Consider the following 23,338-nt stretch of genomic DNA (forward strand, 5'->3'; position numbering starts at 1 on the left):
GGTGCCGTAACGCGCGGCAATAACATCAAAGGCAAATTGTGTTTGATTTCATTAAAAAACTGAAGAAATCGCAAACTAACGGATGGATAGTCGGTTTATTTAAAAAGCCCGCTCCGGCATCGCCCGACGAAAGCGATCGGCAAATGCTCGCAAGAGTCGCTCGGCAGTTTTTTTGGTTGTTTATCATTTTGTTTTTTTTCGAAGACCTGCTGGATTTTGCAGTCGAAATCGTGCATTCGGTTTTTGAAATTCTTCATCTGCTAATCGAGTTTATCGAAGGCTATATCGAAGAAATACTCGAACATCTGTTGCATACCGATCACCATCAGAGCGAGACAATTATCGTCAATGCGGTTTTGTTGATCGGAATGTATGGATTTTATCGTTTCGTCCGCGCATTTCCGCGTATTGTCCGGCGCTTGAAAAGAAGCTGTTACGCAGCCTGGCTCAAATACAAAAGAAATAAATTAGCTTATTGGCAGGCGTTATTGCCGGAACAGAAAATTAAACTGACGGCTGCTTACCTGGTCGGCCTGGCGATACTGCTGTTTTGGTTGACGCTATGAAGTTAAACCGGATTCCTACACTATTAAATTTATTCTCGATGACTCATACACATACGCCACCTTAGCGTTTTCCCTGATTTTCTTAACCACTCCACATTTGCTCACAGCCTTCGAAGGCTCTTTTCGTCTCGTAAACAGGGCAGGATACGGGATTGGAGTGAGCATATTTGTTCTCCTAATTTTCATTCGGCGGTCGGACCGGCCGTCGACGGTTTTGTATTGACAGGAATACCATGCTCTTTTTATCGAAAAAACAAGATTGGCTCGGCAATATCCGGGGGGATTTATTGGCCGGCATCGTTGTTGCACTCGCACTGATTCCCGAGGCGATCGCATTCTCGATCATCGCCGGCGTCGATCCGAAAGTCGGACTCTATGCCTCGTTTTGTATTGCGGTCGTGACCGCGTTCGTAGGCGGCCGTCCCGGCATGATATCGGCCGCAACCGGGGCGATGGCGCTGTTGATGGTGACCTTGGTCAAGGATCACGGACTGCAATATTTGTTAGCGGCAACGCTATTGACCGGCATGCTGCAGATCGTCGCCGGCTACATCAAGTTCGGCAGTCTGATGAGTTTCGTGTCGCGCTCGGTCGTAACCGGTTTCGTCAACGCCTTGGCGATTTTGATCTTCATGGCGCAATTGCCGGAATTGACCAACGTGACCTGGCATGTCTACGCCATGACTGTGGGCGGATTAGGGATTATTTATCTGTTTCCGTTGATTCCGGCGATCGGCAAATCGGTGCCGTCGCCGTTGCTCTGCATCGCCGCATTGACCGCTTTATCGATCTATTTGGGATTGGACATCCGCACGGTCGGCGACATGGGTGAGCTGCCCGACGATTTGCCGATATTTTTGTGGCCGGAAGTTCCATTGACGCTTGAAACCCTGAAAATTATTTTTCCTTATTCTGCATCTTTGGCGGTGGTGGGATTGCTCGAATCGTTGATGACAGCGACGATCGTCGACGATTTGACCGATTCCGGGAGCGACAAGAACCGCGAATGTAAAGGCCAAGGTTTGGCCAATATCGGTTCGGGTCTGCTCGGCGGCATGGCAGGCTGCGCGATGATAGGACAATCGGTGATCAACATCAAATCGGGCGGTCGCGGACGTCTGTCGACGTTGGTGGCCGGTACACTGCTGCTGATCATGGTTGTCTTTCTCGACGAATGGATTTCGAAAATCCCGATGGCCGCGCTCGTAGCCGTAATGATCATGGTGTCGATCGGTACCTTCAGTTGGCGTTCGGTACTCGATTTGAAGAAACACCCCTTATCGAGCAGTGTCGTTATGATCATGACCGTGATCGTAGTGGTATTTACGCACAATCTCGCCATCGGCGTGTTTGTCGGCGTGTTGTTGGCGGCGCTGTTTTTTGCGAACAAGATCAGTCATTTTCTATATGTCGAATCTGAAATCGACGAAGATCAAAGCGTCAGAATCTATCGTGTGGTCGGGCAGGTGTTTTTCAATTCAGCCGAAAAATTCATCCAATCGTTCGATTTCAAAGAAGCAGCCGAAAAAGTCGTCATCGATTTACATCGCGCGCATTTCTGGGATATAACCTCGGTCACGGCATTGGACAAGGTCGTGATCAAGTTTCGGCGCGAAGGTGCTGAAGTCGAAATTATCGGCATGAACGAAGCGACCACGACGATTGTCGACCGGTTCGGCGTACACGACAAGCCGGAAGAAATCGAAAAAATCATGGGAGGACACTAATGAATAATAACGAAAATAGAGTGCTGGCTTGTATCGACGGATCGGCGTTGACCGAAGCGGTTTGCGATTACGCGGCCTGGATCGCGCAGCGCGTCGAAGTGCCGCTGAAATTATTACACACGATCGATCATCATCCCGAAACCGCGACAATGTCCGATCTGTCCGGCAATATCGGTTTGGACAGCCGCGACGAATTGTTGGAGGAAATTACTCGATTGGACCAGCAACGCATCAAGTTGCGTCTGCAGCAAGGTAAATTATTATTGGAGCATGCAAAACAGCGCGTGATACAGGCCGGCGCCAGCGATCCGATTCTAACTCAACGGCATGGCAGTTTGGTCGAGGCCTTGATCGAACTGGAAGATGTGACGCGCGTTTTGGTAATCGGCCTTCGCGGCAAGGTGCATGAAAACCAGCCCGACAAGATCGGCGCGAAACTGGAATCGATTATTCGTTCGCTACACAGACCGATATTGGTCGTCAACGAGTCGTTCAAAGCGCCTGAGCGTATCATGCTCGCCTACGACGGTAGCTCGGCGGCCGAAAAAGCGTTGGATATCGTTGCCAACAGCCCGCTCTATAAAGGCTTGGTTTGTCATCTAGTCTGTGTCAGTAAGGACGACGGTAAGGGACAATTGCTCGAAATCGCCGAGAACAAACTGAAGCAGTCTGGCGGTATCGAAGTGGTTGCACAAAAACTGGCAGGAAAACCCGATTTGGTACTCTGCGAATATCAAGAAACCCATGATATCGATATGACCGTGATGGGCGCGTTTAGTCATACCAAGTTACGCGATCTCTTGCTCGGCAGTTTTACCGCGAAAATGCTGCTGCATAGCAAAAAGCCGTTGTTGTTGCTGAGATAAACAGGCGAGGGGCGAGGAAAGACGTCAGATCTTCAAGGGGGCTCATGTTCTGTGGGAGCGATCCTCTGATCGCGATTTCGAGGGCATGAAGGTTGGCTAAAAATAAATGCCATCAAGGTTGCATCGGCAAAGATTGGGATACTGATGAAGAATGGGTGGCTACTTCGGGCTATTTTTGTTGCTAAGATTACGGCAATTTAGTCCGTAATGACGATTAGTTGTAGCCATGTAATAAAGTAGGGTTAATGCGTAACGTGAACTTTTATTTTGAGGCTCTCAAGTTGAGGTGTTTATGTTGTCTGATGCGGAAATAACCCGATTCAAGGTGCTGTTGGAAAAACAATTATACCTTTCGCACTTCAAATTTCGGCATTGGCCTATGGAGGTGCCGGGGTGTTCGGCAAAGGCTTTGACAGCAGGGATGCTGTCACAGAGCCTACATGGACGTATTCACGGCGTCCTTTGACGGTCACCCCGTTGCCGAAATTTGATCTACGATGGGTATATTCAAGTTTTTCATGTTGAGTTCAGACGTATCAATGACGCCTTAGACCTTCATTCTCTTAAGATGCTCGAAAAATCTACCGGTCTGTCATCGTCGATTTCCGCCGCAAGAATTATCAATCGCATAAAGTCCGTTTGGCTGAAATCGATCCGCGGTCATTCGAATCACCACAGTTTTAGTCATGATACATCCGTCGATATTCAATCCTACCGAAGCAGCTGAAAGAACCTATCTCGAACGAGTCAAAACCAAACTCGGCGATGCCTTGCAAAGCATCGACGCCCGAGTCAGGAGCTATGCCGAAGACATTCAGGAACAAAAGACCTATCTCTGGGAAAGACGCGCGGAGATGGATCATGCCGAAAAAAATTCCACGCGGGAAATCGTACCCGACGCTTCCGAAATGAATTATGCGACCGAGTTTGACGGAAATCTGCTCTATGTCGCTTGCAAGCGAGCGATGCACGAATTGACCTTGACTTTTGCCGGTAACGCGACAACTTTCATTCCGGAATAGGCGGGTAGAGAGGGGGGGCTAAATGAAGCTGGAAGCAGCTTCTTGTAAGAGCTATGAAAGATTAATAGACGACAATATCCGGTTTGTCGATAGTTTCGGATGAATCAAGCGATCTCCTATGTTGTATTGTTAGAATTAAAGTTAAATTCGGCAATTTAACCATGAAGCACTTGAAGTTCATGAAGTCTTTCAAAGGCTAGTCCTAAAATTGCGAATAACCTTTTAGGGGAGAAAAATGAATTGCATGGGTAGAATAAGTCATTCGCTGAAAATCTTGGAAACGGAGCGTTAGCGAAGTGAAGATTTTTAGTCCCCGATAGCCGTAGCGCCGGGTGTTTTGCCGGAGTCTGCGCGAATAGCGCAGGCGGAGGCAAAATACAAGGCATCGCGACACGGCGTAAAGCCATTTGTGGGAGTGCTACGGAGCCGCATCGAGTATACGATGATGTGGCGTAGTGGCACGGACGCAGGGCGAATCGGGGCCGCCGAAGGCAATAATCGCCAAGTCATTTTTCGCTGCTGAAATCGGACGGACCCCATTTCAGCTTTCGCGAAAAATCTTGGCGCGCTTGGAATTAATTTCTTATTCTTTATGGTCTTCATAGTGGAATGATTTATCTTGGTTAAATTGAATATTATTTTTAATAATAAAACGATTGAGGAGTGAATGTGAGCGATTCAAATGTATGGGATATCGACATGAAGTTTCTAAGCGAATACGAGGAACGCCATACACACAGCTATGATTTGGCCAGCGAGTATATGAATCCGAAACTGGTCGAAGTGATGGATATCCTTGGCTTCAACAAGCATTATGCGAAAGCCGAGGGGAATTATCTCTACGACAACGAAGGCAAGGCCTATCTGGATATGCACAGCGGCGAAGGTTTCGCGAGCCTCGGGCACAATCACCCCGCGATCAATCGCGCTTTGATCAAGGCGTTGGATTCGAACTTGCCGGACGGCGTGCAAATTCATCATTCGACCTTGTCCGGTTTGTTGGCCGAGAATCTGTGCAAGCGCTTACCGGACGGTTTGGACCGCGTGTTTTTCACGAATTCGGGTACTGAAACGGTCGAGGCGGCGTTGAAGTTCGCGCGTGCGGCATCAAAGCGTCACCGTCTGTTGTCATGCGAGAGCGGTTATCATGGCCTGACTTACGGTGCATTGTCGGTATCGAGCGAGGAGTATTTCCGCAAAGGTTTCGGTCCGCTATTGCCGGGCTGCTATAGAGTTCCGTTCAACGATCTAGAGCGGCTCGAAGAAGAATTGAGCGCGAGGGACGTCGCGGCGTTCATCGTCGAACCGATTCAGGGACGCGCCGTGACGATGCCGAGCCACGGTTATTTCAAAGAAGTCGAGCGCCTGTGCCGTAAATACGGTACCTTCTTGATCTTCGACGAGATTCAATCCGGGCTCGGACGAACCGGGCGCTGGTTCGCGCTCGATCATTGGGGTATCGAGCCCGATTTCGTTTTGGTCGCAAAAGCCTTGAGCGGCGGTCACATGCCGGTCGGCGCGATGATCTCGCGGCGAAGTATTTTCGATAAAGTCTTCAATACGCTCGATCGCTGTTATGTGCATCATTCGACGTATGCGCGCAATCGTTTGGCGATGGTCGCGGGGCTCGCGACGCTCGAAGTGATGGAAAACGACAAATTGGTCGAGAATGCCGATGCGATGGGCAAACGTTTGATGGACGGTTTGAACAGGCTGAAAGAGCGTTATTCGCTGCTCAAGGACGTACGCGGCATGGGCCTGATGATCGGTTTCGAACTGGGTTGTCCCGACTCGCTACGCAGTAAAATGGAATGGAAATTGATTCATGCCGCGAGCTCCGGTTTGTTCCCGCAGTTGATTGTGATTCCGCTACACCGCGATCATCAGATCATCACGATGGCATCCGGCCATAACGATGTGATCAAACTATTGCCGACGATGGTGATCACCGAAAAAGAAGTCGATCATTTCCTGAATGCGATGGAGACGATCTTGCGTAACAGCCAGGAAGTCGGCAGCGAAAACTGGAAGACGATTTATCAAATCGCAAAGCGGACGATCAAGGGAGGCGATTGATGGTGCCGAGCCTCAAAGTCGCCGTGACCGGCGCATCGGGATTTGTCGGCAAACGTTTGGTTGAGCGCTTGTGTAGCCAAGGTCATTCGGTGGTGTGCCTGCTAAGGCCGACCTCCAACGCCTTGGGTCTCGAGCGGCCGCAAGTCGAGCTCAAGCGCGGATTTTTAACCGATGCCGGTTTCGTTGGCGAGGCGTTAACCGGTTGCGATGTCGTGATTCATTGTGCGGCCTTGGTTTCGGATTGGGGAACCGTGCATGAAATCAAAACCGCGAATGTTGGGGCGACCCGTGTCTTGGTCAAGGAAGCGGCTAAATGCGGAATTAGTCATTTTATTCATGTCAGTACGACCGATGTCTACGGTCATTCCGGAAAAAGAGGGGTGTCGGAAGACCATCGACCGGTGGAAAAATTTGCGAATTGGTATGCCGAAACCAAAAAAGAAGCCGAGGGTGTGGTGTCGGCAAGTTCAGTGGTGCATACGATCTTGCGTCCGGCAACGATTTATGGGCCCGGTTCGAAAACCTTGGTCGGCGAAATCGCGAAAGCGGTCGAATCGGGCTTCATGTTGTTGATTGACGGCGGTAAGCAATGTGCCGGTTTGACATACATAGACAATCTCATCGATGCGATCGAGTTGACGCTGTTCAATGAAAACGCCTTTGGCGAAGTGTTTAATGTTTCGGATGCGAGTTCGGTCACCTGGGCCGAATTTGTCGATCATATTGCATTGGGGCTTGGCTCGCGTTATCGAAAAATCAGTTTGCCGTATCCTTTAGCTTTTAGGCTGGGACATTTTTTGGAAAGCGGTTACCGTCATGTCAGAGGCGTCACCGGTTTGCAAACGCAAGCCTTGTTATCGAGACAGGCTGTGCAAGTTCTAGGTATTCATCAGGACTTTTCGATCGATAAAGCACGGAGCCGATTGGGATTTGAGCCTGCGGTGCCGTTCGACCAGGGTATCGAAAAATCGATCGAATGGGTTAAAGGGCAATTATTGTAAAAGTTCGCAGATCTGGACTTGTTATACTCATCGCAGATCAAAATTCGGCGCCGGGGTGCCCGTCAAAGAACGCCGTGAATACGCCCCTGTAGGCTCTATGCCAGCTCCATGCTGGCAAAGCCTTTGCTGCACACCCCGGCGACGCCTCAGGCACTGCCGGAATTTGAAGTGCGAAAGGTATAGTTTCTTTCCGAACTTATTGCTATTCGATATTAATTTTCCTGATTAGCAAGTTTCTTCAGCTAAAGGCCAAAAACCAGCATATCCCTAGCAGGACGGGGTTTGCAACCCATACGCATCAAGCTAAGCGTAGCTCCCCGCAGCTAAACCGTTATCGAGTTCCTCCGACGAGTCTGAGAAGCTGTCCAAGTATCCTACTTGTTGTGCAATCAATTGCCGAGTCGTGCGCCGCTTTCGCTTGGCTTTAAGCAGCCTTCGCAGGTTACCTAACAGCTTACGCATCAGCGTGTCGAACTGCCGCGCGACAAAGGCTTTCAAAAACCGATCCTGTCGCAACAACCATTGGATAGCTTTGTCAAAAGACAGTTCGCGACCTTCGTTTTCCGCCTGCCGTGCAGCCAGCGCGAGCAACCGTTGCACGGTCAGAATGACGATCAGACGCCCATAGAGAAGACATCGGATACGTTCCGGACGCGTGCCTTTCAAGAGGTCGATGCAGAACAACGATTTCCAGTGTTTAAACGTCAATTCGACTTGCCAACGCAAGCGGTACAGGGTACCTAACGCTTCTTTCGGCCAAACATCGGCGGGGACGTTGGTCATGAAGAAGCTATACTTGAGAAATTTCAAGTAGGACAAGCGCGCCCGGCGGCCTTTGCGTTTGGCCGTTTTAATCGCCGCTTTTTGTCGCTTCCGGTAGACCTCTTGCGGCAGCCGATAAACCACTAAGGAATGAGCACGAAATAACTTGAGCAAGTAGTCGTTGCAATGCGGTAAAGTTAACGAACCTAAAACATTACCCCAAAACTTATAGTGAAGCCTGCTTACCCAATAGAAATTGAAAAACAAATGCAAGAAGTGTTCGACCGTCTATCCGAAAAAGATAAGCGTTTGTATGCGGGGGTTGAAGCATTAAAATTTCCTTATGGCGGCATCAGCTATATTGCTCAGCTGTTTTCCTGTTCTCGCAATACCATCCGACGAGGGATAAATGAACTGAAAGAGAAGGCAATTATCCCCAAAAAACGAGATAGAAAAGCGGGCGGAGGTCGAAAACAAACTATTAAAAAACACACGGATATTAATGACGCGTTTCTGTCTATTTTAAAAGAGCATACGGCAGGCGACCCGATGGATGAAACGAAAAAATGGACTAATTTGACGTGTGCCAAAATGGCCTGTCTATTGGCTGAAAAGGGTTTCAAAGTCAGTCGCAATATTGTCAGAAAATTATTAAAAAAGAATGATTATGTGAAGCGTAAGGCCTTGAAAAAGAAAGCGGCTGGCGGGCATGTAAATCGTAATGCGCAATTTGAGAATATCAGTCAATTGAGAGCTTTATATACGGCGGCGGGAAATCCTGTCATCAGCGTGGATACCAAGAAAAAGGAGCTGATTGGTAATCTGTTTCGCGATGGCAAGATCTATACCACTCAAACAGTTGAAGTTTATGATCATGACTTTCCGTCATTAGCCGAAGGCGTTGCCGTACCTCATACGCTTTATGATACTGAGCGCAACGAAGCCTACGTCAACATTGGGACAAGCCGTGACACCAGCGAGTTTTCCTGTGATTCGATTCGTCACTGGTGGTACACCTATGGCAACCTCTACTATCCGCTGGCAACATCCATTTTATTGCTGATGGATGGCGGTGGCAGTAACTCATCCAGACACTATATTTTCAAACAGGATTTGCAGGCATTAGTGGCAGAAATAGGCATTGAAATACGGATAGCGCATTATCCTCCGTACACCTCTAAATGGAATCCCATTGAACACCGGGTATTTCCTCATATTACTCGTGAATTATCCGGCATGATTTTAATCAGCCATGTCTTTATGAAAGAGTTAATTGAAAAGACAACAACAAAAGCGGGATTAAAAGTCTTTGCCTGTATTTTTAACAAGGTTTATGAAACGGGCAGAAAAGTTGTGGAGGGCTTTAAAGAATCCATGCGAATTGTATTTGATAAGCATCTGAGGCAATGGAATTATGTCGCCATACCTGAAGCGGTAAATTTATAAGTTGCTCAAGTTATTTCGTGCTCGTTCCTAAGCGGATGGGCAGACGGTGTTTCTCACCGACAAACAGCGAAAACTCCATCGTTTGCTGACCACCGCCGAAACGATTGATGTACTGGATCAAATTAATCGGTGACGCGGCTTCATCGGCGCTCTTATAGAGATTGACGGTATAGCTAAGTCGGCTTAAGAAATACGCACCGATCAGCATGATTTGAGCAAAGGCGGCCAAACTGAAATAGCCCAAATCTCGAATGATCAAATCTCCCTTACGCACTCGCGCGAGCACGTCTGTGGCAAAACCCTGATCGCTGTCGGTGCCCTGACGTATCGCGATATGTTCGGCCCGTTCGTTTTTGACGTCATAGCTGAAATCGATTTTAACGCTGGCCGTGCTGGCGTTACCGCCACTCCCTTTGAACGCTTCGGTCAAGGCTTCGTTCACTTCGATTTGGCTACTGTCTTGCAGTAAAACCCGAGGAAACGGAGCTAGCCATGCGGCTTCTTGTGCCGTCAAAGGCGGACCGACCGTCTCGCGCAAAGTCTTGGTCAGCGCCGCTTCCATAAACTGTACCGCACCATCGCTGTTCATTCGCCCGCACAAGGCTTGCGGCGTCAGATCCACGCCGCTTCGTTCCTCCAGGCTATCGCACAAACCTTCATAGCTAATCGTCGGCTCGCTAAGCGTATCGACCGTCAGCAGATTTAAAAAAATCGCTGCCGGTCAAGCGACTCGTGCTGCGTTGAATAAATCCGCTAGACTTGGCCAAGGTTTCACAGGTTTCTTCGTCGAACCAAGTTGCTAAATACTGGTCAATTTGATGTGTGAGCGTTTCAATCGGGGCGGCTTCCATTTCTGGTTATCCATTGAGTAATGTGGACCGCAAACTATACATCCCAAAGCGGATTTGTGAAACCACGTAGTACGCTCTCGACCACCAAATCGAGGAAGGCGATTTTTAGCTTGATGCGTATGGGTTTGCAACCCCGTCCTAAACGTTTTGACTTTGGCCGAAATCAGCCGAAATGTTTAGGGCAAACCGAAACGTTGGGGACGGGTTAAATAACCCGTCCCGCAGAAGTGGCTACGACTGGCCACTGCTCGGACAGTTGGCTTCAGCAAACTGAAGCATCTTGCTAATCAGGACGTTTTATCAGCGTTCTATGGCAAGCGCACGGATGGGGGCATCCATCAGGCGATCCGCATAGGTCAAACTAGGCGTTAGCCGTAACCCGATCTATTCTACGTCTTTTCCTTTAACGCATTGCCGCACGAGCCGCCTCAGCCAAAAAACCGGAGCGCGTTGCGCCGTGCGCTTTCGCATAGCGATCGATTCTCGCCAACAACAGGCGCGGCAGCGTGATGTTGATTTTCTCGGCGGGGCCGAAGTATTTTTCAACCGGAACGTCGACGAAAGCCCAAACGCCGCCTGAATAATCCGGATTGGATAGGTGCTCGGCAATCGGTTTGCAATCAGGAATATCGGCTCCGTCTTCAATCAATGTTTCAATGTGACAATCAATCGCTTCAGCAACGGAAGCCAATGCATCGTCAAGGGTGTCGCCCGCCGAAAAACAGCCGGGCAAGTCGGGGACGGTAACGCCGTAACGAACGCCGTCATCGGTATGCAATACTACAGAAAAGCGCATGATAACCTCTTATTTCCATCCCGCCTGTTTGCGAATGCTGTTCAGCGTACCGGCGGGAATGTCGCTGTCAGGATGTTTGACCGTCACCAAGCCGGGTTTATCCGGGTGCTTGAACTGGTGATGTGAGCCTTTGATTCGTGCCAGAATCCAGCCGTCGGCTTCAAGTTGCTTGATGAGTTGTTTACTGTCCATGATGGTTATTATAATTACTCAATAAAAAGTATCAACACTATAACCACCGTTGGTGTTGACATAAAGCACCAAAAAAGCCGGGTAGCCGTAACCCAGCCTACGCGAACAGCCCGGAGAAAACGCTCAAACTGGGAATTGCTGCTACGCGAATCACATTGATGTTTTTTACCCGAATAGGCGTAAAATGACAGATCCAGTATTGACTTCTATTTTAGTGTCATGAACGAATCCGCTCCGGACGAATACGATAGCCCTTGGAAAGAAGCGGTTGAGCGCTACTTTCCGGAATTCATGGCGTTTTATTTTCCGGACGCCGCGAATCTGATCGATTGGAACCAAGCCTATACGTTTTTGGATCAGGAATTACGCGCGGTCGTTCGAGATGCGACGCTTGGGAAACGCTTCGTCGACAAATTGGTCCAAGTGATGTTGCTCGATGGCGTTGAGCAATGGGTCTATATCCATGTCGAAGTGCAGGGCTCCAAACAAGCGCGTTTTGCCAAGCGCATGTTTACTTATAATTACCGAATTTTCGACCGTTATGATCGACCCGTGGCCAGTCTGGCGGTTTTGGCGGACGAGCATCCCGGTTGGAAGCCCGATTGTTTCGGCTATAGCGTGCTAGGTAGCGAGACGTCGATTCGGTTTCCTGTCGCCAAAATTACCGATTATCATGATCGTTTGGAAGCTTTGTTGACTGAGCATAATCCGTTTGCCATCGTGACTGCGGCCCATATTCTGACCCAGCAAACGCGAGGCGATGATCGTTTTCGCTTTCAGGCCAAATGGCGTCTGATACGTTTGCTTTATGAGCGGGGTTGGGACAAGCAGCGTGTCATTGATCTATTTCAGGTGATCGATTGGATGATGAGATTGCCGAAAGAGCTGGAGCGGCAATTGTGGCATAACATTCATGAACTCGAGGAGCATGGCAAAATGCAATATATATCAAGTGTGGAACGTATTGGCTTGGAAAAAGGCTTGGAAAAAGGCTTGGAAAAAGGCTTGGAAAAGGGCATGGAAAAAGGAAAATTGGAAGCGGAGCAAAACACGCTGCGGCGACAGATTTCCCGCCGGTTCAAAACCTTACCGGCTTGGGCGGATGAACGTATTGCACAGGCCGGTCAAAGCGAATTAGAGCAATGGCTGGACAACATTATCGATGCGCCCACGATAGAAGCGGTGTTCGAGACCGATAATTCAACGCATTGATTGCCGGATTCCAGTTTGCTTTTGGCCCCCCTCTTTGCTTGGGAATGCAGCTTCACTGCCATTAAGTTAAGGACTTTTCTGTTCACCCTGGGCCCTTCGGCTGCGCACAGGAGAGCCTTGTCGAAGGGGCAATGGAGAAGTCCGAGTCGATAAGTTAAGCCGTCCATGGTTCGACAGGCTCACCACGAACGGCTTAACTTAACCTGATTAGCAAGTTTCTTCAGCTAAAGCCCAAAAACCAGCAGTGGGTAGGCTGGAGGATCACCACCAGCCCCCCGTTGCCGCAAGAAGGTTAATTCCCTCTATTTACCATCGTGTCTCTTTCAGACAATGGGCGGCTCCGCCTAGATTGCCCTCGAAAGGGAGTCATTGTATTTGCTATGCAGGTTCATGATAGAACGCCCTGAGACTCAACAACCCTTTATTCTTAAAGTGCTTCAGACGTAGACGCCTGTTATCGGTCTTCCATTTCCTGTTAAACTTCATGCACCGTAAGCGAACTCGAATCCACTTGTCCAATTCCGTAAACAGATAACGATTATGAGAGAACGGCGTTGCAAAATAATTTGCCGTCCCTCGTATCACCTGATTAACCCGCATGATGCGGTAACTATCCAAGTTATAGGAGCGACAGGTCAACTCCCGGATTTTATCTTTGAATTTCTCTATGGACTTTGGGCGCATCGTGACCGCCCTTGAGCTAATATCAAACCCCAAGAATGCAAAACCCTCACTAAATGTGGTGACCTGCGATTTCTCAGGGCAGAGTTTCAACTCAAGATGCGTGTTTAAAAACGCCCCGACAAGAACCAATGCCTCTTTTGCCTGTTCCTCGGATGGGCATAGAACGACAAAGTCATCCGCATAACGCACAAAGTTCAAGCCATGCTCATGCAGATGCCAATCCAGATAGTTCAGCGCAATATTTGCCAACAAAGGCGAAATGACACCGCCTTGCGGCGTGCCGATCGTCGTTGGTTTAAAAACGCCGTCTTCCATGACGCCAGACCTAAGAAACCGTTCAATAATACCCAGAATATTCCCATCAGCGACCACATTGGATAGCCCCGTCATGATGACATGGTGCGGGATGTTATCGAAAAATCCCGATATATCCGCATCCAGCACATAGCGATTGCCCTCGCGCCAGATGTCCAGCACCCGTTCAATGGCCTGATGACAGTTCCTATTTGGCCGAAACCCACACGAGTTTGGATGGAACAAAGGCTCGAACAACGGTTCCAGCAGTTGCCGCAAGACATCCTGCGCAATCCTGTCACGGACCACGGGAATGCCCAACGGGCGAAATTTCCCATTCCCTTTGTCGATACGCACACGTTTGAGCGGATGCGGAGAAAATGTCCCCCGCGTTTTTAAATCGCTCAACAATGCTTGCAAATTCTGTTCAAGATTCGCCTCGAACATCACAATGCTTTGCTTATCAACGCCGGCAGCGCCCCGGTTACGTTTGACATTAAGAAATGCCTTGCGCACCCGTTCGATGGTTATTCTGCCTGTTAAAGAATGATGTTTAATCTTAAGCGGTTTCACTAACATAAAGACAACCTGATTTACCCCTCATACACTAACCAATACCTTGCCAACGGTCGTGCCGTGGAAGGCGTTTCTTAGCGACCGTCGGGTTTTCCAAAAGAGGAAGGACAGACCATTTTGGGGTCGTAGCCGACGGACTAACTTTCTTCATGGAAAAACCATGACAACGTATTTCTAACAACGGAGTCTTCTATCACCGCGCAATTGCGTGGCTACACCGAAGACGCTGCCATCCTTAAAGTGCTCAGTTTGGGGAATCTCACACACCAGCGCATAAACCCGCCATTTCGCCATAAACTTATAGGCGGGCATTACTCTTGAAGGGGTTAAAATCAAGAGACGCCGTAGGACTTTCATCGGTCAGTACCAATAACCATTATGTCTGGGCGACAACAGCAAGCACCCCTAATAGCCACTGAGAATAACCGTATAAATCCCAGTGAGAGAAGAAAAAAAAACTCCCCAGTGTTTCAGGCGGACATAGACCCTGACACCTGATTCGAGGCTGAAACCTGCCACCTCCCTGACTATGCTTGCCTGGCTCCTTCAACGCCACCAGTTACCTGAGTGACCCTAACTGCGTACCCCGTCTAAGACGAGTTCGAGCAAGCATTTCTGTACAAATACGGATTCGCACAGGTAGGATTAGACACATCGCAACGTTCCTGTCACGATAGGTCGCACCGTTTAAGACTGAGCCGTTGGTACCTGCGACTCACACATATCCCTAGCAGGACGGGGTTTGCAACCCCGTCCTAAACGTTTTGACTTTGGCCGAAGTTAGCCGAAATGTTTAGGGCAAACCGAAACGTTGGGGACGGGTTAAATAACCCGTCCCGCAGAAGTGGCTACGACTGGTCACTGCTCGGACAATTGGCTTCAGCAAGCTGAAGCATCTTGCTAATCAGGTAACTTAATAGCATTGGAATGCAGCCTAGGTAGGTTGGGTTACGGCTCGCGCTTAACCCGACCTATACGCTGCTTGGGAACGCAGTGCGGGAAGCTCCAGCTTCCCGAAGCCAATAGACTGTTTAATCGTTTCGTTAAAGACAAATAGGTGTGAAATGGGTTTGCCTCAATTGAAACCAGCGACTTATCAGGATTTGTGCGCGGTGCCGGGAAACATGGTTGCGGAAATCATTGGCGGCGCTTTGTATAGCCAACCGCGTCCTTCTCCGCGCCATGCTCGGGCTTCGTCTCTTTTGGGTGGAAAACTTACAGGGCCTTATGACGAAGGAATGGATGGGCCGGGCGGTTGGTGGATTCTCGATGAACCCGAATGTCATTTGGGTTTCGATATTTTGGTTCCTGACTTGGCCGGCTGGCGGCGCGAACGTTTACCGAAATTGCCGGAGGGCGCTTTTTTCGATTTAGCGCCGGACTGGGTTTGCGAGGTGCTTTCGCCCGGTACGGCGAGGATCGATCGCGTCGAAAAAATGCCGATTTATGCGCGGGAGGGTGTTTGTCATATTTGGTTGATCGATCCGGTGTTGCGTACGCTGGAGGTTTTTGAAAACACGCCAGCCGGCTGGTTATTGCTAGGCGTATTCGAGAATGACGATGCGATTTCGATCGCGCCGTTCGATGCAATTACATTTGACTTAAGTGTTCTGTGGGTCGACTGAGAAATAGCTTATAAGCAATTACTCCCTTGATAGTCAAAAAATGGCTAACTTTATGAAGGTATGGGGTGTGGCTAGCGAGGATGTCGGCAGCAGGGCAGATTTTTGCTCCTGCAAAATCTGCATTCATGCCGTCCATGACAATCAGATTCCGCCGTCAAGCCTACAGGGACGTATTCACGGCGTCCTGTCAAGCGAGTCACCGAACCCCCTTCCAACAGTTGTCTAAGTTATTTCATGCTCGTTCCTTAGTTGGTAGCGAAAGCGCTATTGGATGAATAATATTTCACACCCAGTCTAAGATGTAATTATTCACACCCCCTATCGTTCCCACGCTCCGGCGTGGGAATGAAGACCGAGACGCTCTAGCGTCTCGTACCGCTGGAGCGGTACTCAGGCATTCCCACGCAGAGCGTCACTGCCATTAAGTTAAGCCGTTCGTGGTGAGCCTGTCGAACCATGGACGGCTTAACTTATCGACCCAGGATTTTTCCATTCACCCTTCGACAGGCTCAGGGCGAACGGAAAAATCCTTAACTTAATGGCAGTGACGCAGAGCGTGGGAACGATAATTGCCGGGGGCTGAATAGTTACTCTAAGATAAACAATGCATCAACTTCAGAAGGAAGTCTTGTGGGACGTTCGCCCGGAGTCCTGCAATTCCCAATTTGGGGATCAAAAAGGGTGTGGGGTGTGCTTGGCGAGGATGTCGGCAGCAGGGGCAGTTTTTGCTCCTCGGCAATTGCTGAGTTACATGGATGTAATGAATGCAGAAAATGCAGGAGCATTTTTCTGCCCTGCATTGCCCTACTACACGCCATCCTTGGCGTAATGCAAAATCTGCATTCACGCCATCCTTGGCGCTTAACTGCCGCCAAGCCCCCATGGATGGGTTTACGGCGTTCCTCGACAGGCATACCCCACACCCTAAGATCGGCGAAAATGCTCAAACTGGGAATTGCTGCCCGGAGTCTAAGCGGTTGACGAATCGGATGGTTCTGTGCGAGGGGCTTTCTGCAGTTTTCTCATTTGGCTAGGCGTTTCGCCGTTAATCATAATTAGTACCGGAACGAATAAAAGCAGAATAATCGCCGTCGTATAAAAGCCTTTGTTTATGATCCCCGCCAGCCAAAGACAGCCGAGGCTTCCCCAGACCATGCGCATTGGTCCGGGTAGTTTGATTTCGGGCATGCTACCCTCCGAGTTTATGTCATCAATTCAACCAGTATGTTGTGATAGATATCGGTCAGAGTATCCAAATCTTTAAGATCGACGTTTTCGTTGATTTTGTGAATCGTTGCGTTGATCGGTCCGAGTTCGACGACTTGCGCGCCGGTGGGGGCAACGAAACGTCCGTCCGAGGTTCCTCCGCCGGTATCGTCGACCGGTTCGAAACCGGTGACTGAATCGATCGCGGCGTGTACCGCATCGATCAAATCGCCTTTGTCGGTCAGAAAAGGTTTTCCCGACAATCGCCATTCCAAATCATATTTTAAATCGTATTTATCCAGAATGGCTTTTGTGCGCCTTTTGATACTGTCTTCGTTTGATTCGGTGCTGAATCTCAGGTTGAACTGGACCTCGATACTGCCCGGAATGATGTTTTCGGCGCCGGTGCCGGCGTTGATGTTCGAGACTTGCAGGCTGGTCGGCGGAAAGAATGCATTGCCCCTATCCCAGATTTCCTCGGTTAGTTCTTTCAGTGCCGGGGCGAAACGATGAATCGGGTTTTCGGCGATTTCGGGGTAGGCGACATGGCCTTGTATGCCGTGTACGGTCAGTTTCGCGCACAGCGAGCCGCGCCGGCCGACTCGAATGACGTCGCCAAGTTTTTTGTCGCTCGACGGTTCGCCGACCAAGCACCAGTCGATTTTTTCGTTGCGTCGTTCCAAGGTTTCGACGACCTTGACGACGCCGTTCGTTGCGGGGCCTTCTTCGTCGCTGGTTAGCATTATCGCGATAGAGCCTCGGTGATCTGGGTGTTTTTCGATAAAGCGTTCGACCGCAGTGACGAAACAGGCGATGCCGCTTTTCATGTCGGCCGCGCCGCGTCCATAGAGTTTGCCGTCCTGTATCGTCGGTTCGAACGGCGGCGATTGCCAGCGCTCGATCGGGCCGGTCGGCACGACATCGGTGTGACCGAGAAAAACGAACAGCGGTTTGTCTTCGCCGCGTTTCAGCCAGATATTTCGGGTATCTTCGAAATCGAGATATTCGGCACGGAAACCGGTTTTTTCGAGACGTTCGGCGAGCAGTTCCATGCATCCGGCGTCGTCGGGCGTGACCGATGCGCGGCTGATCAAGTCTTTAAGTAATTCCAATGGATCGTTCATGAGTTGTGTGCGGCGGGTTTTGTAGCGTATTTCGTTGTTATTGAATGAGGTGTTTTCGCTAATTTCCAAACTCTTTGCACGGAAGTGCAATGCGAGAAGCTCTAGTTTATCGAAGTTGGCAAGCTAGAGCTTGCGAGTTTGATTCCAATGTAGGATCTATGCAGGACGGGGTTTGCAACCCTGTCCTGAACGTTTCGACCATGCCCAAAGCAAACCAAAACGTTCGAGGCGAGTTGAAAAGGGTCAGCGGTCAAATTCGGCTTGATAGTGTTCAGCCTTGAAGCCGACGATTAATTTATCTTCGGTATCGAAAACCGGGCGTTTGATCAGTGTCGGCGTTTCGAGCATCAATTGTAAGGCCTTGTTTTCGTCCAGGTCCGCTTTTTGCGCCTCGTCGAGTTGGCGCCAGCTGGTGCTGCGCTGGTTGAGCAAGGTTTGCCAGTCGCTTCGAGCCAAAAAGTCTTTCAGTAATTCGGTCGTCAGGCCGTCTTCGCGATAATCGTGAAAGCGGTAATCGATGCCGTTTTGATCGAGCCACTTTCGGGCTTTCTTGATCGTGTCGCAGTTTTTGATTCCGTAAAGTGTAGGCATAGGTTGGGTTTATAATTCGCTATATAGCAGTTCATCTAGGCTAGGTAGGGTTTTATCCGCTTTAAGGCGGTTTTTATATAGCTCGATAAACTCCATTAAGGCTTGCTCGAGATCGGCGAGCGTTTCTTCTTCGTATTCTTTTTCGTCTACCGGCAGTTCCGGCGAATCGAGATAATCTTTTTGTATGGCAATTTCGCTGTTGATCGAAAGCATTGCGTAGATGACGGCATCGTTGGATAAATTTTCTGTCATGGTCGAGGTGTGGTTGGTTAAGAGTTAAAAAGCTTTTAGGGCACGCATCGCGTACCTTGTTCGGGGAGCGTTAAGAATCAACGTTCAGCAAAATACTTGATTATGTCGGCATTGTCGACTTGATAATAAATGTCCTCAACCGAAACCGATACGTCTAGCGAAGCAAAGTAGACGTCATCGCCTAGGTAGTAATAAGTCGACTGCCAGTGATCTTTTCTTCTGAAAACCTCGATTTCGCAACGTTCCTGTTCGATGATCGCATATTCTTCCAAGCTAGGAATATTCTGATAAGTTAAACGTTTATGAGTTTTATCGAATTTCCGGGTGCTTTCGGATAAAACCTCGATAATCAAGATCGGTGCACTTTTGTAGTATTCATGTTCGCTGTCTTCTTCGCAAACGACCACGACATCCGGGTAAAAAAAATCGCCGCCGGCTTTGACTTTCATATCCGACATGAAGGTTTTACAAGACGAGCCTTTTAGTCGGTTTTTCAATTCGGAAAAAACGTTGCCCGACACTAGATTGTGGTTTTCATTCGCGCCGGCCATCGCATAGGCTTCACCATTGATCAATTCATGTCTAGTCTCGGCTTCTTGTTCGCCTTGGAGATACTCTTCCTCGCTTATGAAATGTTCGGCTCGTTTTAAGCTCATCAGTGATTTACCGTTTTAATCGCAGTCATTCAAGAAGCGGGTATTTTCTTGGGGCGGATTTTTGGTTCCCACGGTCCTGATACTGTGAAAGTATTCAAAATCACGAAATAACTATGAACCTAAAAATAGCATTTGAGTGCCTCAAGCTACCGTTCGCCCTGAGCCCTTCGGCTTACGCTCAGGAGAGCCCTGTCGAAGGGTGAGGGTGGTTTGAGGCTTCACCAAGTCGGTGAGAGTGTTGTAGACCCTTTATGCTTCGACTTTGCTCAGCACGAACGGTCTACAACACATGTCAACTGCTCTTTTTAGGATGAAGGGCATGAAGTCACATGATGAATTAGGCTGTAGATCTTATAGTCTTTTTCTTCATTACCTTCATGTTCTTCATGGTGAATAATCTTTTACCCTAGCAGGACGGGGTTTGCAACCTCGTCCTAAACGTTTTGACTTTGGCCGAAGTTAGCCGAAATGTTTAGGACAAACCGAAACGTTGGGGTTGTAGATCCTTCATGCTTCGACTTGGCTCAGCACGAAAGATCTTGTAGTCTTTTTCTTCATTACCTTCATTACCTTCATGTTCTTCATGGTGAATAATTTTTTATCTTGTATCCGCCAATATTTTCGCAGCCTTTGGGGCGTGGGAATGCGTATCGGGCAAAATGCGAATCAATCGCGCAGTAATTCGTTAATGCCGGTTTTGCTGCGGGTTTTTTCGTCGACTTGCTTGATGATCACTGCGCAGTATAGGCTGTATTTGCCGTCCGAGGAAGGTAAGTTGCCAGGCACGACGACAGAACCTGCCGGGACGCGGCCGTAAATGATCTCGCCGGTCATGCGGTTGTAGATCTTGGTGCTTTGGCCGATGTAAACGCCCATCGAAATGACCGAGCCTTCTTCGACGACCACGCCTTCAACGATTTCCGAACGCGCGCCGATGAAACAGTTGTCTTCGATGATAGTCGGTCCCGCTTGCAAAGGTTCAAGTACGCCGCCGATGCCGACGCCGCCTGATAAATGTACGTTTTTACCGATTTGCGCGCACGATCCAACCGTGACCCAGGTATCGACCATCGTGCCGCTGTCGACATAAGCGCCGATGTTGACGTAAGAGGGCATCAATACCGCTCCGGGCGCGATGTAGGAGCCGTGGCGCGCATTCGCGTTCGGCACGACGCGTACTCCGGCTTTGGCAAAATCGTCCGGCGTATAAGACGCAAATTTGGTTTCGACCTTGTCGTAATAACGGTTGACGCCGCCGTCCATGACGCGGTTCTCATTGACGCGGAACGACAATAACACCGCTTTTTTGAGCCATTGGTTAACGACCCATTCGCCGTCGATTTTTTCGGCGACGCGGGCTTTGCCGCTGTCGAGCAGATTAATGACTTCTTTTATCGTCTCGCGCAGTTCCGGATAGACGTTTGTCGGTGTGATGTCGGCGCGGTTTTCAAAGGCGGCATTAATGATGTTTTCTAGTTCAGACATGATTTTCCATTTGTTATAACGTGTGAATGAAATTTTTAATGCGCCTTGCAGCATCGATACATTCGTAGATCGGTGCTACTAAGGCGATCCTGACGTGATTCCGGCCGGGGTCGGACTCATTGAACGGTCGGGATAAATAACTGCCCGGCAAGACTGTTACATTTTCGGATGCAAACAGCTGTTGTGCAAATTGAATTTCCGATACCGGCGTTTTTAGCCAGATATAGAAACTTGCCGGAGGGATGGTAACGGCAGTGGCTTCGGATAATATATCTTTGAATGCACTGAACTTTTCCCGGTATAACTGGCGATTGTCGACGACATGCGCTTCATCGCGCCAGGCTGCTATGCTGGCATGTTGCGTCGGTACCGGCATCGCACAGCCGTGATAGGTGCGGTATTGAAAATAACGCTGCAGTATTTCTGCGTCTCCGGCAACAAAGCCCGATCGCAAACCCGGCGCATTCGAGCGCTTCGATAGGCTGTGAAAAATCACGCAACGCTTAAACTCGGTGTTGCCGATCGCAACGGCCGCCTCCAAAAGTCCGGTTGGCGGGTTATTTTCGTCGGCATAAATTTCGCTGTAGCATTCGTCCGACGCAATTACGAAATCGTATCGCTCGGCCAATTCGATCAAATATTCCAGCTGCGTTTGGGGGATGACCGCACCGGTCGGATTGCCCGGCGAGCAAATATACAATAACTGGCAACGCCGCCAAACCGATTCGGGAACAGTGTCGAAGTCGGGTAGGTATGCGTTTTCCTCGGTCGTATTCAGGAAATAAGGCTGTGCCCCGGCCAGTAAGGCCGCGCCTTCGTATATTTGGTAAAACGGATTCGGCATCAAGACCAACGGTTTTTCGCTCGGTTCGACGAGGCATTGCGCGAACGAAAACAAGGCTTCGCGGGTTCCGTTAACCGGGAGTATTTGTGTTTCAGGATCGAGTAAATCGGCCGGTATTTGAAAGCGCCTCGCGATCCATTCGGACATCGATTGCCGGAGTTCCGGCAATCCGCGCGTCGATGGATAAGCCGATAGACCATGCATGTGCGTGATGAGCGCTTCTTGAATGATGTGCGGCGTAATGTGTTTGGGTTCGCCTATCGATAGAGCGATGTGGGCTTTGTCGGTAGGCGGAACGATGCCCTGTTTGAGCCGAGCTAGCTTTTCGAACGGGTAAGGCTGTAGATGGTTTAAATTTGGATTCATTATTTACTGCAACGAGGTTGTTTGCCTTGAGCGGCTGCTTGTTTTTGAATTTCTAATGCTCTTGGTATGGCATTTTGCAGTTCTTGAATTCGAGTGGCATGAGCTGGATGTGTAGACATGAATTCCGGCGGTTGTTGACCGTCGCCGGCTCGCGCCATCTTTTGCCAGAGTGTAACGCTTTGGCGGGGGTCGAAACCCGCCTTGGCCATCAAGTCGAGGCCGATTTTATCGGCTTCGTTTTCATGTAGTCGGCTGTAGGGCAATAGCACGCCGTATTGAGCGCCGACACCGAGCAGTCCGAGAGCCGTTTGGCCCATTGCGGTTTGCGGTGCGCTGACGGCTTGAATCAAGGCCATGCCTGAGCTGACGGCCATTTGCTGCGAGACGCGTTCGTTGCTGTGTCTTGCCAATACATGGCCGATTTCATGACCGATGATAGATGCTAATTGGTCTTGATTGTCGACGAATTTGACCATGCCTGAATGCACGCCGATTTTATTGCCGGGCAAGGCGAAGGCGTTCAAGCTGTCGTCTTCGAATACAACGACTTCCCAATTGCCGCCAACCTCCCGGATAATCGCATTGGATACGCATGTAACAAATTGGGTATGCCTTTGATTGGTGCTGACCGGATTTTCTCTTTTTAAGCTGTCGAAAGCCTGAAGCCCCATTTGATTGAGTTGGGTATCGGGCATGAATGCGAATTGCGTTCTGCCTGTCGGGCTGGTGGCGCAGGCGCTCAATAACAGGGTGACGCTAAGTGCAAGTGAGATTTTATTAAACATAATGCGGTACCCTTTGCCGAATTGAAGACGTTAGGTTGATCAGGAATACTTATGCGATTATCGGCGAGAACATACTCTAATCAGACAAGTCAAATTTCGGTGCCTGCATACGCTAAAACCGAAAATTGAAGGGCGATGGGTTTATACTGTGAGATCGCCGTAATCTGCAATGAATATTCGTAATTTCGATCGATATTTTAACGTAACTCGATATTGAAGGTTCGAAAAAGTATTCAAGAAGATTTTAAACGGATAATGGTGAGGTCATGTCGTGCTTTCAAAGTTGATTGATTTTTCGGGCTCTCAAAAAGTTGATTGATTTTTCGGGCTCTC

General features: G+C 49.3%; 23 protein-coding genes. 9 read left to right on the forward strand and 14 right to left on the reverse strand.

Features of this window, described 5'->3' with window-relative positions:
• The first annotated feature begins 38 nt into the window (after nt 1-38).
• From EQU24_RS08795 to EQU24_RS08825, 6 genes are all read left to right on the forward strand, one after another.
• On the forward strand, nt 39-566 hold the full coding sequence (locus tag EQU24_RS08795; RefSeq protein WP_017839841.1) for a hypothetical protein: 528 nt from the start codon (nt 39-41) through the stop codon (nt 564-566).
• A 233-nt stretch (nt 567-799) separates the two neighbouring features.
• On the forward strand, nt 800-2,293 hold the full coding sequence (locus EQU24_RS08800; RefSeq protein ID WP_017839839.1) for a SulP family inorganic anion transporter: 1,494 nt from the start codon (nt 800-802) through the stop codon (nt 2,291-2,293).
• On the forward strand, nt 2,293-3,159 hold the full coding sequence (locus EQU24_RS08805; RefSeq protein ID WP_014147815.1) for a universal stress protein: 867 nt from the start codon (nt 2,293-2,295) through the stop codon (nt 3,157-3,159). The genes EQU24_RS08800 and EQU24_RS08805 overlap by 1 nt, the downstream gene beginning before the upstream one ends.
• Before the next feature lie 686 nt (nt 3,160-3,845).
• Nucleotides 3,846-4,181 (forward strand): hypothetical protein, encoded by a 336-nt coding sequence (locus EQU24_RS08815; RefSeq protein WP_017839838.1) that lies wholly within the window; start codon nt 3,846-3,848, stop codon nt 4,179-4,181.
• 669 nt (nt 4,182-4,850) lie between these two features.
• On the forward strand, nt 4,851-6,257 hold the full coding sequence (locus tag EQU24_RS08820; RefSeq protein ID WP_017839837.1) for an aspartate aminotransferase family protein: 1,407 nt from the start codon (nt 4,851-4,853) through the stop codon (nt 6,255-6,257).
• Nucleotides 6,257-7,258 carry an NAD-dependent epimerase/dehydratase family protein gene (locus tag EQU24_RS08825; RefSeq protein WP_017839836.1) on the forward strand — a complete coding sequence of 334 codons (1,002 nt, stop codon included), beginning with the start codon at nt 6,257-6,259 and terminating at the stop codon, nt 7,256-7,258. Before EQU24_RS08820 ends, EQU24_RS08825 begins: the two co-directional genes overlap by 1 nt.
• Nucleotides 7,259-7,561: 303 nt before the next feature.
• On the opposite strand, the gene EQU24_RS08830 is transcribed toward EQU24_RS08825, so the two are convergent.
• Nucleotides 7,562-8,194, reverse strand: a complete 633-nt coding sequence (locus EQU24_RS08830; RefSeq protein ID WP_175421673.1) for a transposase — start codon at nt 8,192-8,194, stop codon at nt 7,562-7,564.
• 93 nt (nt 8,195-8,287) lie between these two features.
• On the opposite strand from EQU24_RS08830, the gene EQU24_RS08835 reads away from it, so the two are divergent.
• Nucleotides 8,288-9,466 (forward strand): ISAzo13 family transposase, encoded by a 1,179-nt coding sequence (locus EQU24_RS08835; RefSeq protein ID WP_138767139.1) that lies wholly within the window; start codon nt 8,288-8,290, stop codon nt 9,464-9,466.
• A 10-nt stretch (nt 9,467-9,476) separates the two neighbouring features.
• On the opposite strand, the gene EQU24_RS08840 is transcribed toward EQU24_RS08835, so the two are convergent.
• From EQU24_RS08840 to EQU24_RS08850, 4 genes are all read right to left on the reverse strand, one after another.
• Entirely contained in the window at nt 9,477-10,118 is a 642-nt protein-coding gene (locus EQU24_RS08840) for a transposase (protein ID WP_138767140.1), read from the reverse strand.
• A 25-nt stretch (nt 10,119-10,143) separates the two neighbouring features.
• Nucleotides 10,144-10,317 (reverse strand): hypothetical protein, encoded by a 174-nt coding sequence (locus EQU24_RS22360; RefSeq protein ID WP_017839982.1) that lies wholly within the window; start codon nt 10,315-10,317, stop codon nt 10,144-10,146.
• Nucleotides 10,318-10,720: 403 nt separating this feature from the next.
• Complete coding sequence (locus tag EQU24_RS08845; protein ID WP_017839127.1) at nt 10,721-11,113, reverse strand: type II toxin-antitoxin system HicB family antitoxin; 393 nt, start codon at nt 11,111-11,113, stop codon at nt 10,721-10,723.
• Between the two features lie 9 nt (nt 11,114-11,122).
• Nucleotides 11,123-11,305 carry a type II toxin-antitoxin system HicA family toxin gene (locus EQU24_RS08850; protein WP_017839128.1) on the reverse strand — a complete coding sequence of 61 codons (183 nt, stop codon included), beginning with the start codon at nt 11,303-11,305 and terminating at the stop codon, nt 11,123-11,125.
• 219 nt (nt 11,306-11,524) lie between these two features.
• Between EQU24_RS08850 and EQU24_RS08855 the strand changes: the two genes are divergently transcribed.
• A complete protein-coding gene (locus tag EQU24_RS08855) occupies nt 11,525-12,517 on the forward strand; it encodes an RpnC/YadD family protein (protein WP_017839829.1) in 993 nt (330 codons plus the stop codon).
• A 378-nt stretch (nt 12,518-12,895) separates the two neighbouring features.
• On the opposite strand, the gene ltrA is transcribed toward EQU24_RS08855, so the two are convergent.
• Entirely contained in the window at nt 12,896-14,074 is a 1,179-nt protein-coding gene (ltrA, locus tag EQU24_RS08860; RefSeq protein ID WP_017839828.1) for a group II intron reverse transcriptase/maturase, read from the reverse strand.
• Between the two features lie 1,061 nt (nt 14,075-15,135).
• On the opposite strand from ltrA, the gene EQU24_RS08865 reads away from it, so the two are divergent.
• A complete protein-coding gene (locus EQU24_RS08865) occupies nt 15,136-15,696 on the forward strand; it encodes a Uma2 family endonuclease (protein ID WP_017839827.1) in 561 nt (186 codons plus the stop codon).
• A 969-nt stretch (nt 15,697-16,665) separates the two neighbouring features.
• On the opposite strand, the gene EQU24_RS08875 is transcribed toward EQU24_RS08865, so the two are convergent.
• From EQU24_RS08875 to EQU24_RS08910, 8 genes are all read right to left on the reverse strand, one after another.
• On the reverse strand, nt 16,666-16,884 hold the full coding sequence (locus EQU24_RS08875; RefSeq protein WP_017839826.1) for a hypothetical protein: 219 nt from the start codon (nt 16,882-16,884) through the stop codon (nt 16,666-16,668).
• Between the two features lie 14 nt (nt 16,885-16,898).
• Nucleotides 16,899-18,026, reverse strand: a complete 1,128-nt coding sequence (dapE, locus tag EQU24_RS08880; RefSeq protein ID WP_026130076.1) for a succinyl-diaminopimelate desuccinylase — start codon at nt 18,024-18,026, stop codon at nt 16,899-16,901.
• 243 nt (nt 18,027-18,269) lie between these two features.
• A complete protein-coding gene (locus EQU24_RS08885; RefSeq protein ID WP_014147744.1) occupies nt 18,270-18,617 on the reverse strand; it encodes an ArsC family reductase in 348 nt (115 codons plus the stop codon).
• Between the two features lie 9 nt (nt 18,618-18,626).
• Nucleotides 18,627-18,869: a hypothetical protein gene (locus tag EQU24_RS08890; RefSeq protein ID WP_014147745.1), complete on the reverse strand. Its 243-nt coding sequence runs from the start codon at nt 18,867-18,869 to the stop codon at nt 18,627-18,629.
• A gap of 77 nt (nt 18,870-18,946) precedes the next feature.
• Nucleotides 18,947-19,525: a Uma2 family endonuclease gene (locus EQU24_RS08895; RefSeq protein WP_017839824.1), complete on the reverse strand. Its 579-nt coding sequence runs from the start codon at nt 19,523-19,525 to the stop codon at nt 18,947-18,949.
• Between the two features lie 666 nt (nt 19,526-20,191).
• Nucleotides 20,192-21,010: a 2,3,4,5-tetrahydropyridine-2,6-dicarboxylate N-succinyltransferase gene (gene dapD, locus EQU24_RS08900; protein WP_026130075.1), complete on the reverse strand. Its 819-nt coding sequence runs from the start codon at nt 21,008-21,010 to the stop codon at nt 20,192-20,194.
• A 13-nt stretch (nt 21,011-21,023) separates the two neighbouring features.
• Entirely contained in the window at nt 21,024-22,220 is a 1,197-nt protein-coding gene (gene dapC / locus EQU24_RS08905; protein ID WP_017839822.1) for a succinyldiaminopimelate transaminase, read from the reverse strand.
• On the reverse strand, nt 22,220-23,005 hold the full coding sequence (locus EQU24_RS08910; RefSeq protein WP_017839821.1) for a M48 family metallopeptidase: 786 nt from the start codon (nt 23,003-23,005) through the stop codon (nt 22,220-22,222). Before EQU24_RS08910 ends, dapC begins: the two co-directional genes overlap by 1 nt.
• Nucleotides 23,006-23,338 lie beyond the last annotated feature (333 nt).

The organism is Methylotuvimicrobium buryatense (genome assembly GCF_005931095.1).
GTDB classification, from domain to species: Bacteria; Pseudomonadota; Gammaproteobacteria; order Methylococcales; family Methylomonadaceae; genus Methylotuvimicrobium; species Methylotuvimicrobium buryatense.

Bases quoted from the DNA above. Each gene is read 5' to 3' on its own strand.
- EQU24_RS08910 (WP_017839821.1), bottom strand. From the start codon at position 23,005: ATGTTTAATAAAATCTCACTTGCACTTAGCGTCACCCTGTTATTGAGC.
- EQU24_RS08815 (WP_017839838.1), top strand. From the start codon at position 3,846: ATGATACATCCGTCGATATTCAATCCTACCGAAGCAGCTGAAAGAACC.
- EQU24_RS08890 (WP_014147745.1), bottom strand. From the start codon at position 18,869: ATGACAGAAAATTTATCCAACGATGCCGTCATCTACGCAATGCTTTCG.
- EQU24_RS08885 (WP_014147744.1), bottom strand. From the start codon at position 18,617: ATGCCTACACTTTACGGAATCAAAAACTGCGACACGATCAAGAAAGCC.
- EQU24_RS08845 (WP_017839127.1), bottom strand. From the start codon at position 11,113: ATGCGCTTTTCTGTAGTATTGCATACCGATGACGGCGTTCGTTACGGC.
- EQU24_RS08865 (WP_017839827.1), top strand. From the start codon at position 15,136: ATGGGTTTGCCTCAATTGAAACCAGCGACTTATCAGGATTTGTGCGCG.
- EQU24_RS08835 (WP_138767139.1), top strand. From the start codon at position 8,288: ATGCAAGAAGTGTTCGACCGTCTATCCGAAAAAGATAAGCGTTTGTAT.
- EQU24_RS08850 (WP_017839128.1), bottom strand. From the start codon at position 11,305: ATGGACAGTAAACAACTCATCAAGCAACTTGAAGCCGACGGCTGGATT.
- dapE (WP_026130076.1), bottom strand. From the start codon at position 18,026: ATGAACGATCCATTGGAATTACTTAAAGACTTGATCAGCCGCGCATCG.
- EQU24_RS08875 (WP_017839826.1), bottom strand. From the start codon at position 16,884: ATGCCCGAAATCAAACTACCCGGACCAATGCGCATGGTCTGGGGAAGC.
- EQU24_RS08805 (WP_014147815.1), top strand. From the start codon at position 2,293: ATGAATAATAACGAAAATAGAGTGCTGGCTTGTATCGACGGATCGGCG.
- EQU24_RS08825 (WP_017839836.1), top strand. From the start codon at position 6,257: ATGGTGCCGAGCCTCAAAGTCGCCGTGACCGGCGCATCGGGATTTGTC.
- ltrA (WP_017839828.1), bottom strand. From the start codon at position 14,074: ATGTTAGTGAAACCGCTTAAGATTAAACATCATTCTTTAACAGGCAGA.
- dapC (WP_017839822.1), bottom strand. From the start codon at position 22,220: ATGAATCCAAATTTAAACCATCTACAGCCTTACCCGTTCGAAAAGCTA.
- EQU24_RS08855 (WP_017839829.1), top strand. From the start codon at position 11,525: ATGAACGAATCCGCTCCGGACGAATACGATAGCCCTTGGAAAGAAGCG.
- EQU24_RS08895 (WP_017839824.1), bottom strand. From the start codon at position 19,525: ATGAGCTTAAAACGAGCCGAACATTTCATAAGCGAGGAAGAGTATCTC.
- EQU24_RS08800 (WP_017839839.1), top strand. From the start codon at position 800: ATGCTCTTTTTATCGAAAAAACAAGATTGGCTCGGCAATATCCGGGGG.
- EQU24_RS22360 (WP_017839982.1), bottom strand. From the start codon at position 10,317: ATGGAAGCCGCCCCGATTGAAACGCTCACACATCAAATTGACCAGTAT.
- dapD (WP_026130075.1), bottom strand. From the start codon at position 21,010: ATGTCTGAACTAGAAAACATCATTAATGCCGCCTTTGAAAACCGCGCC.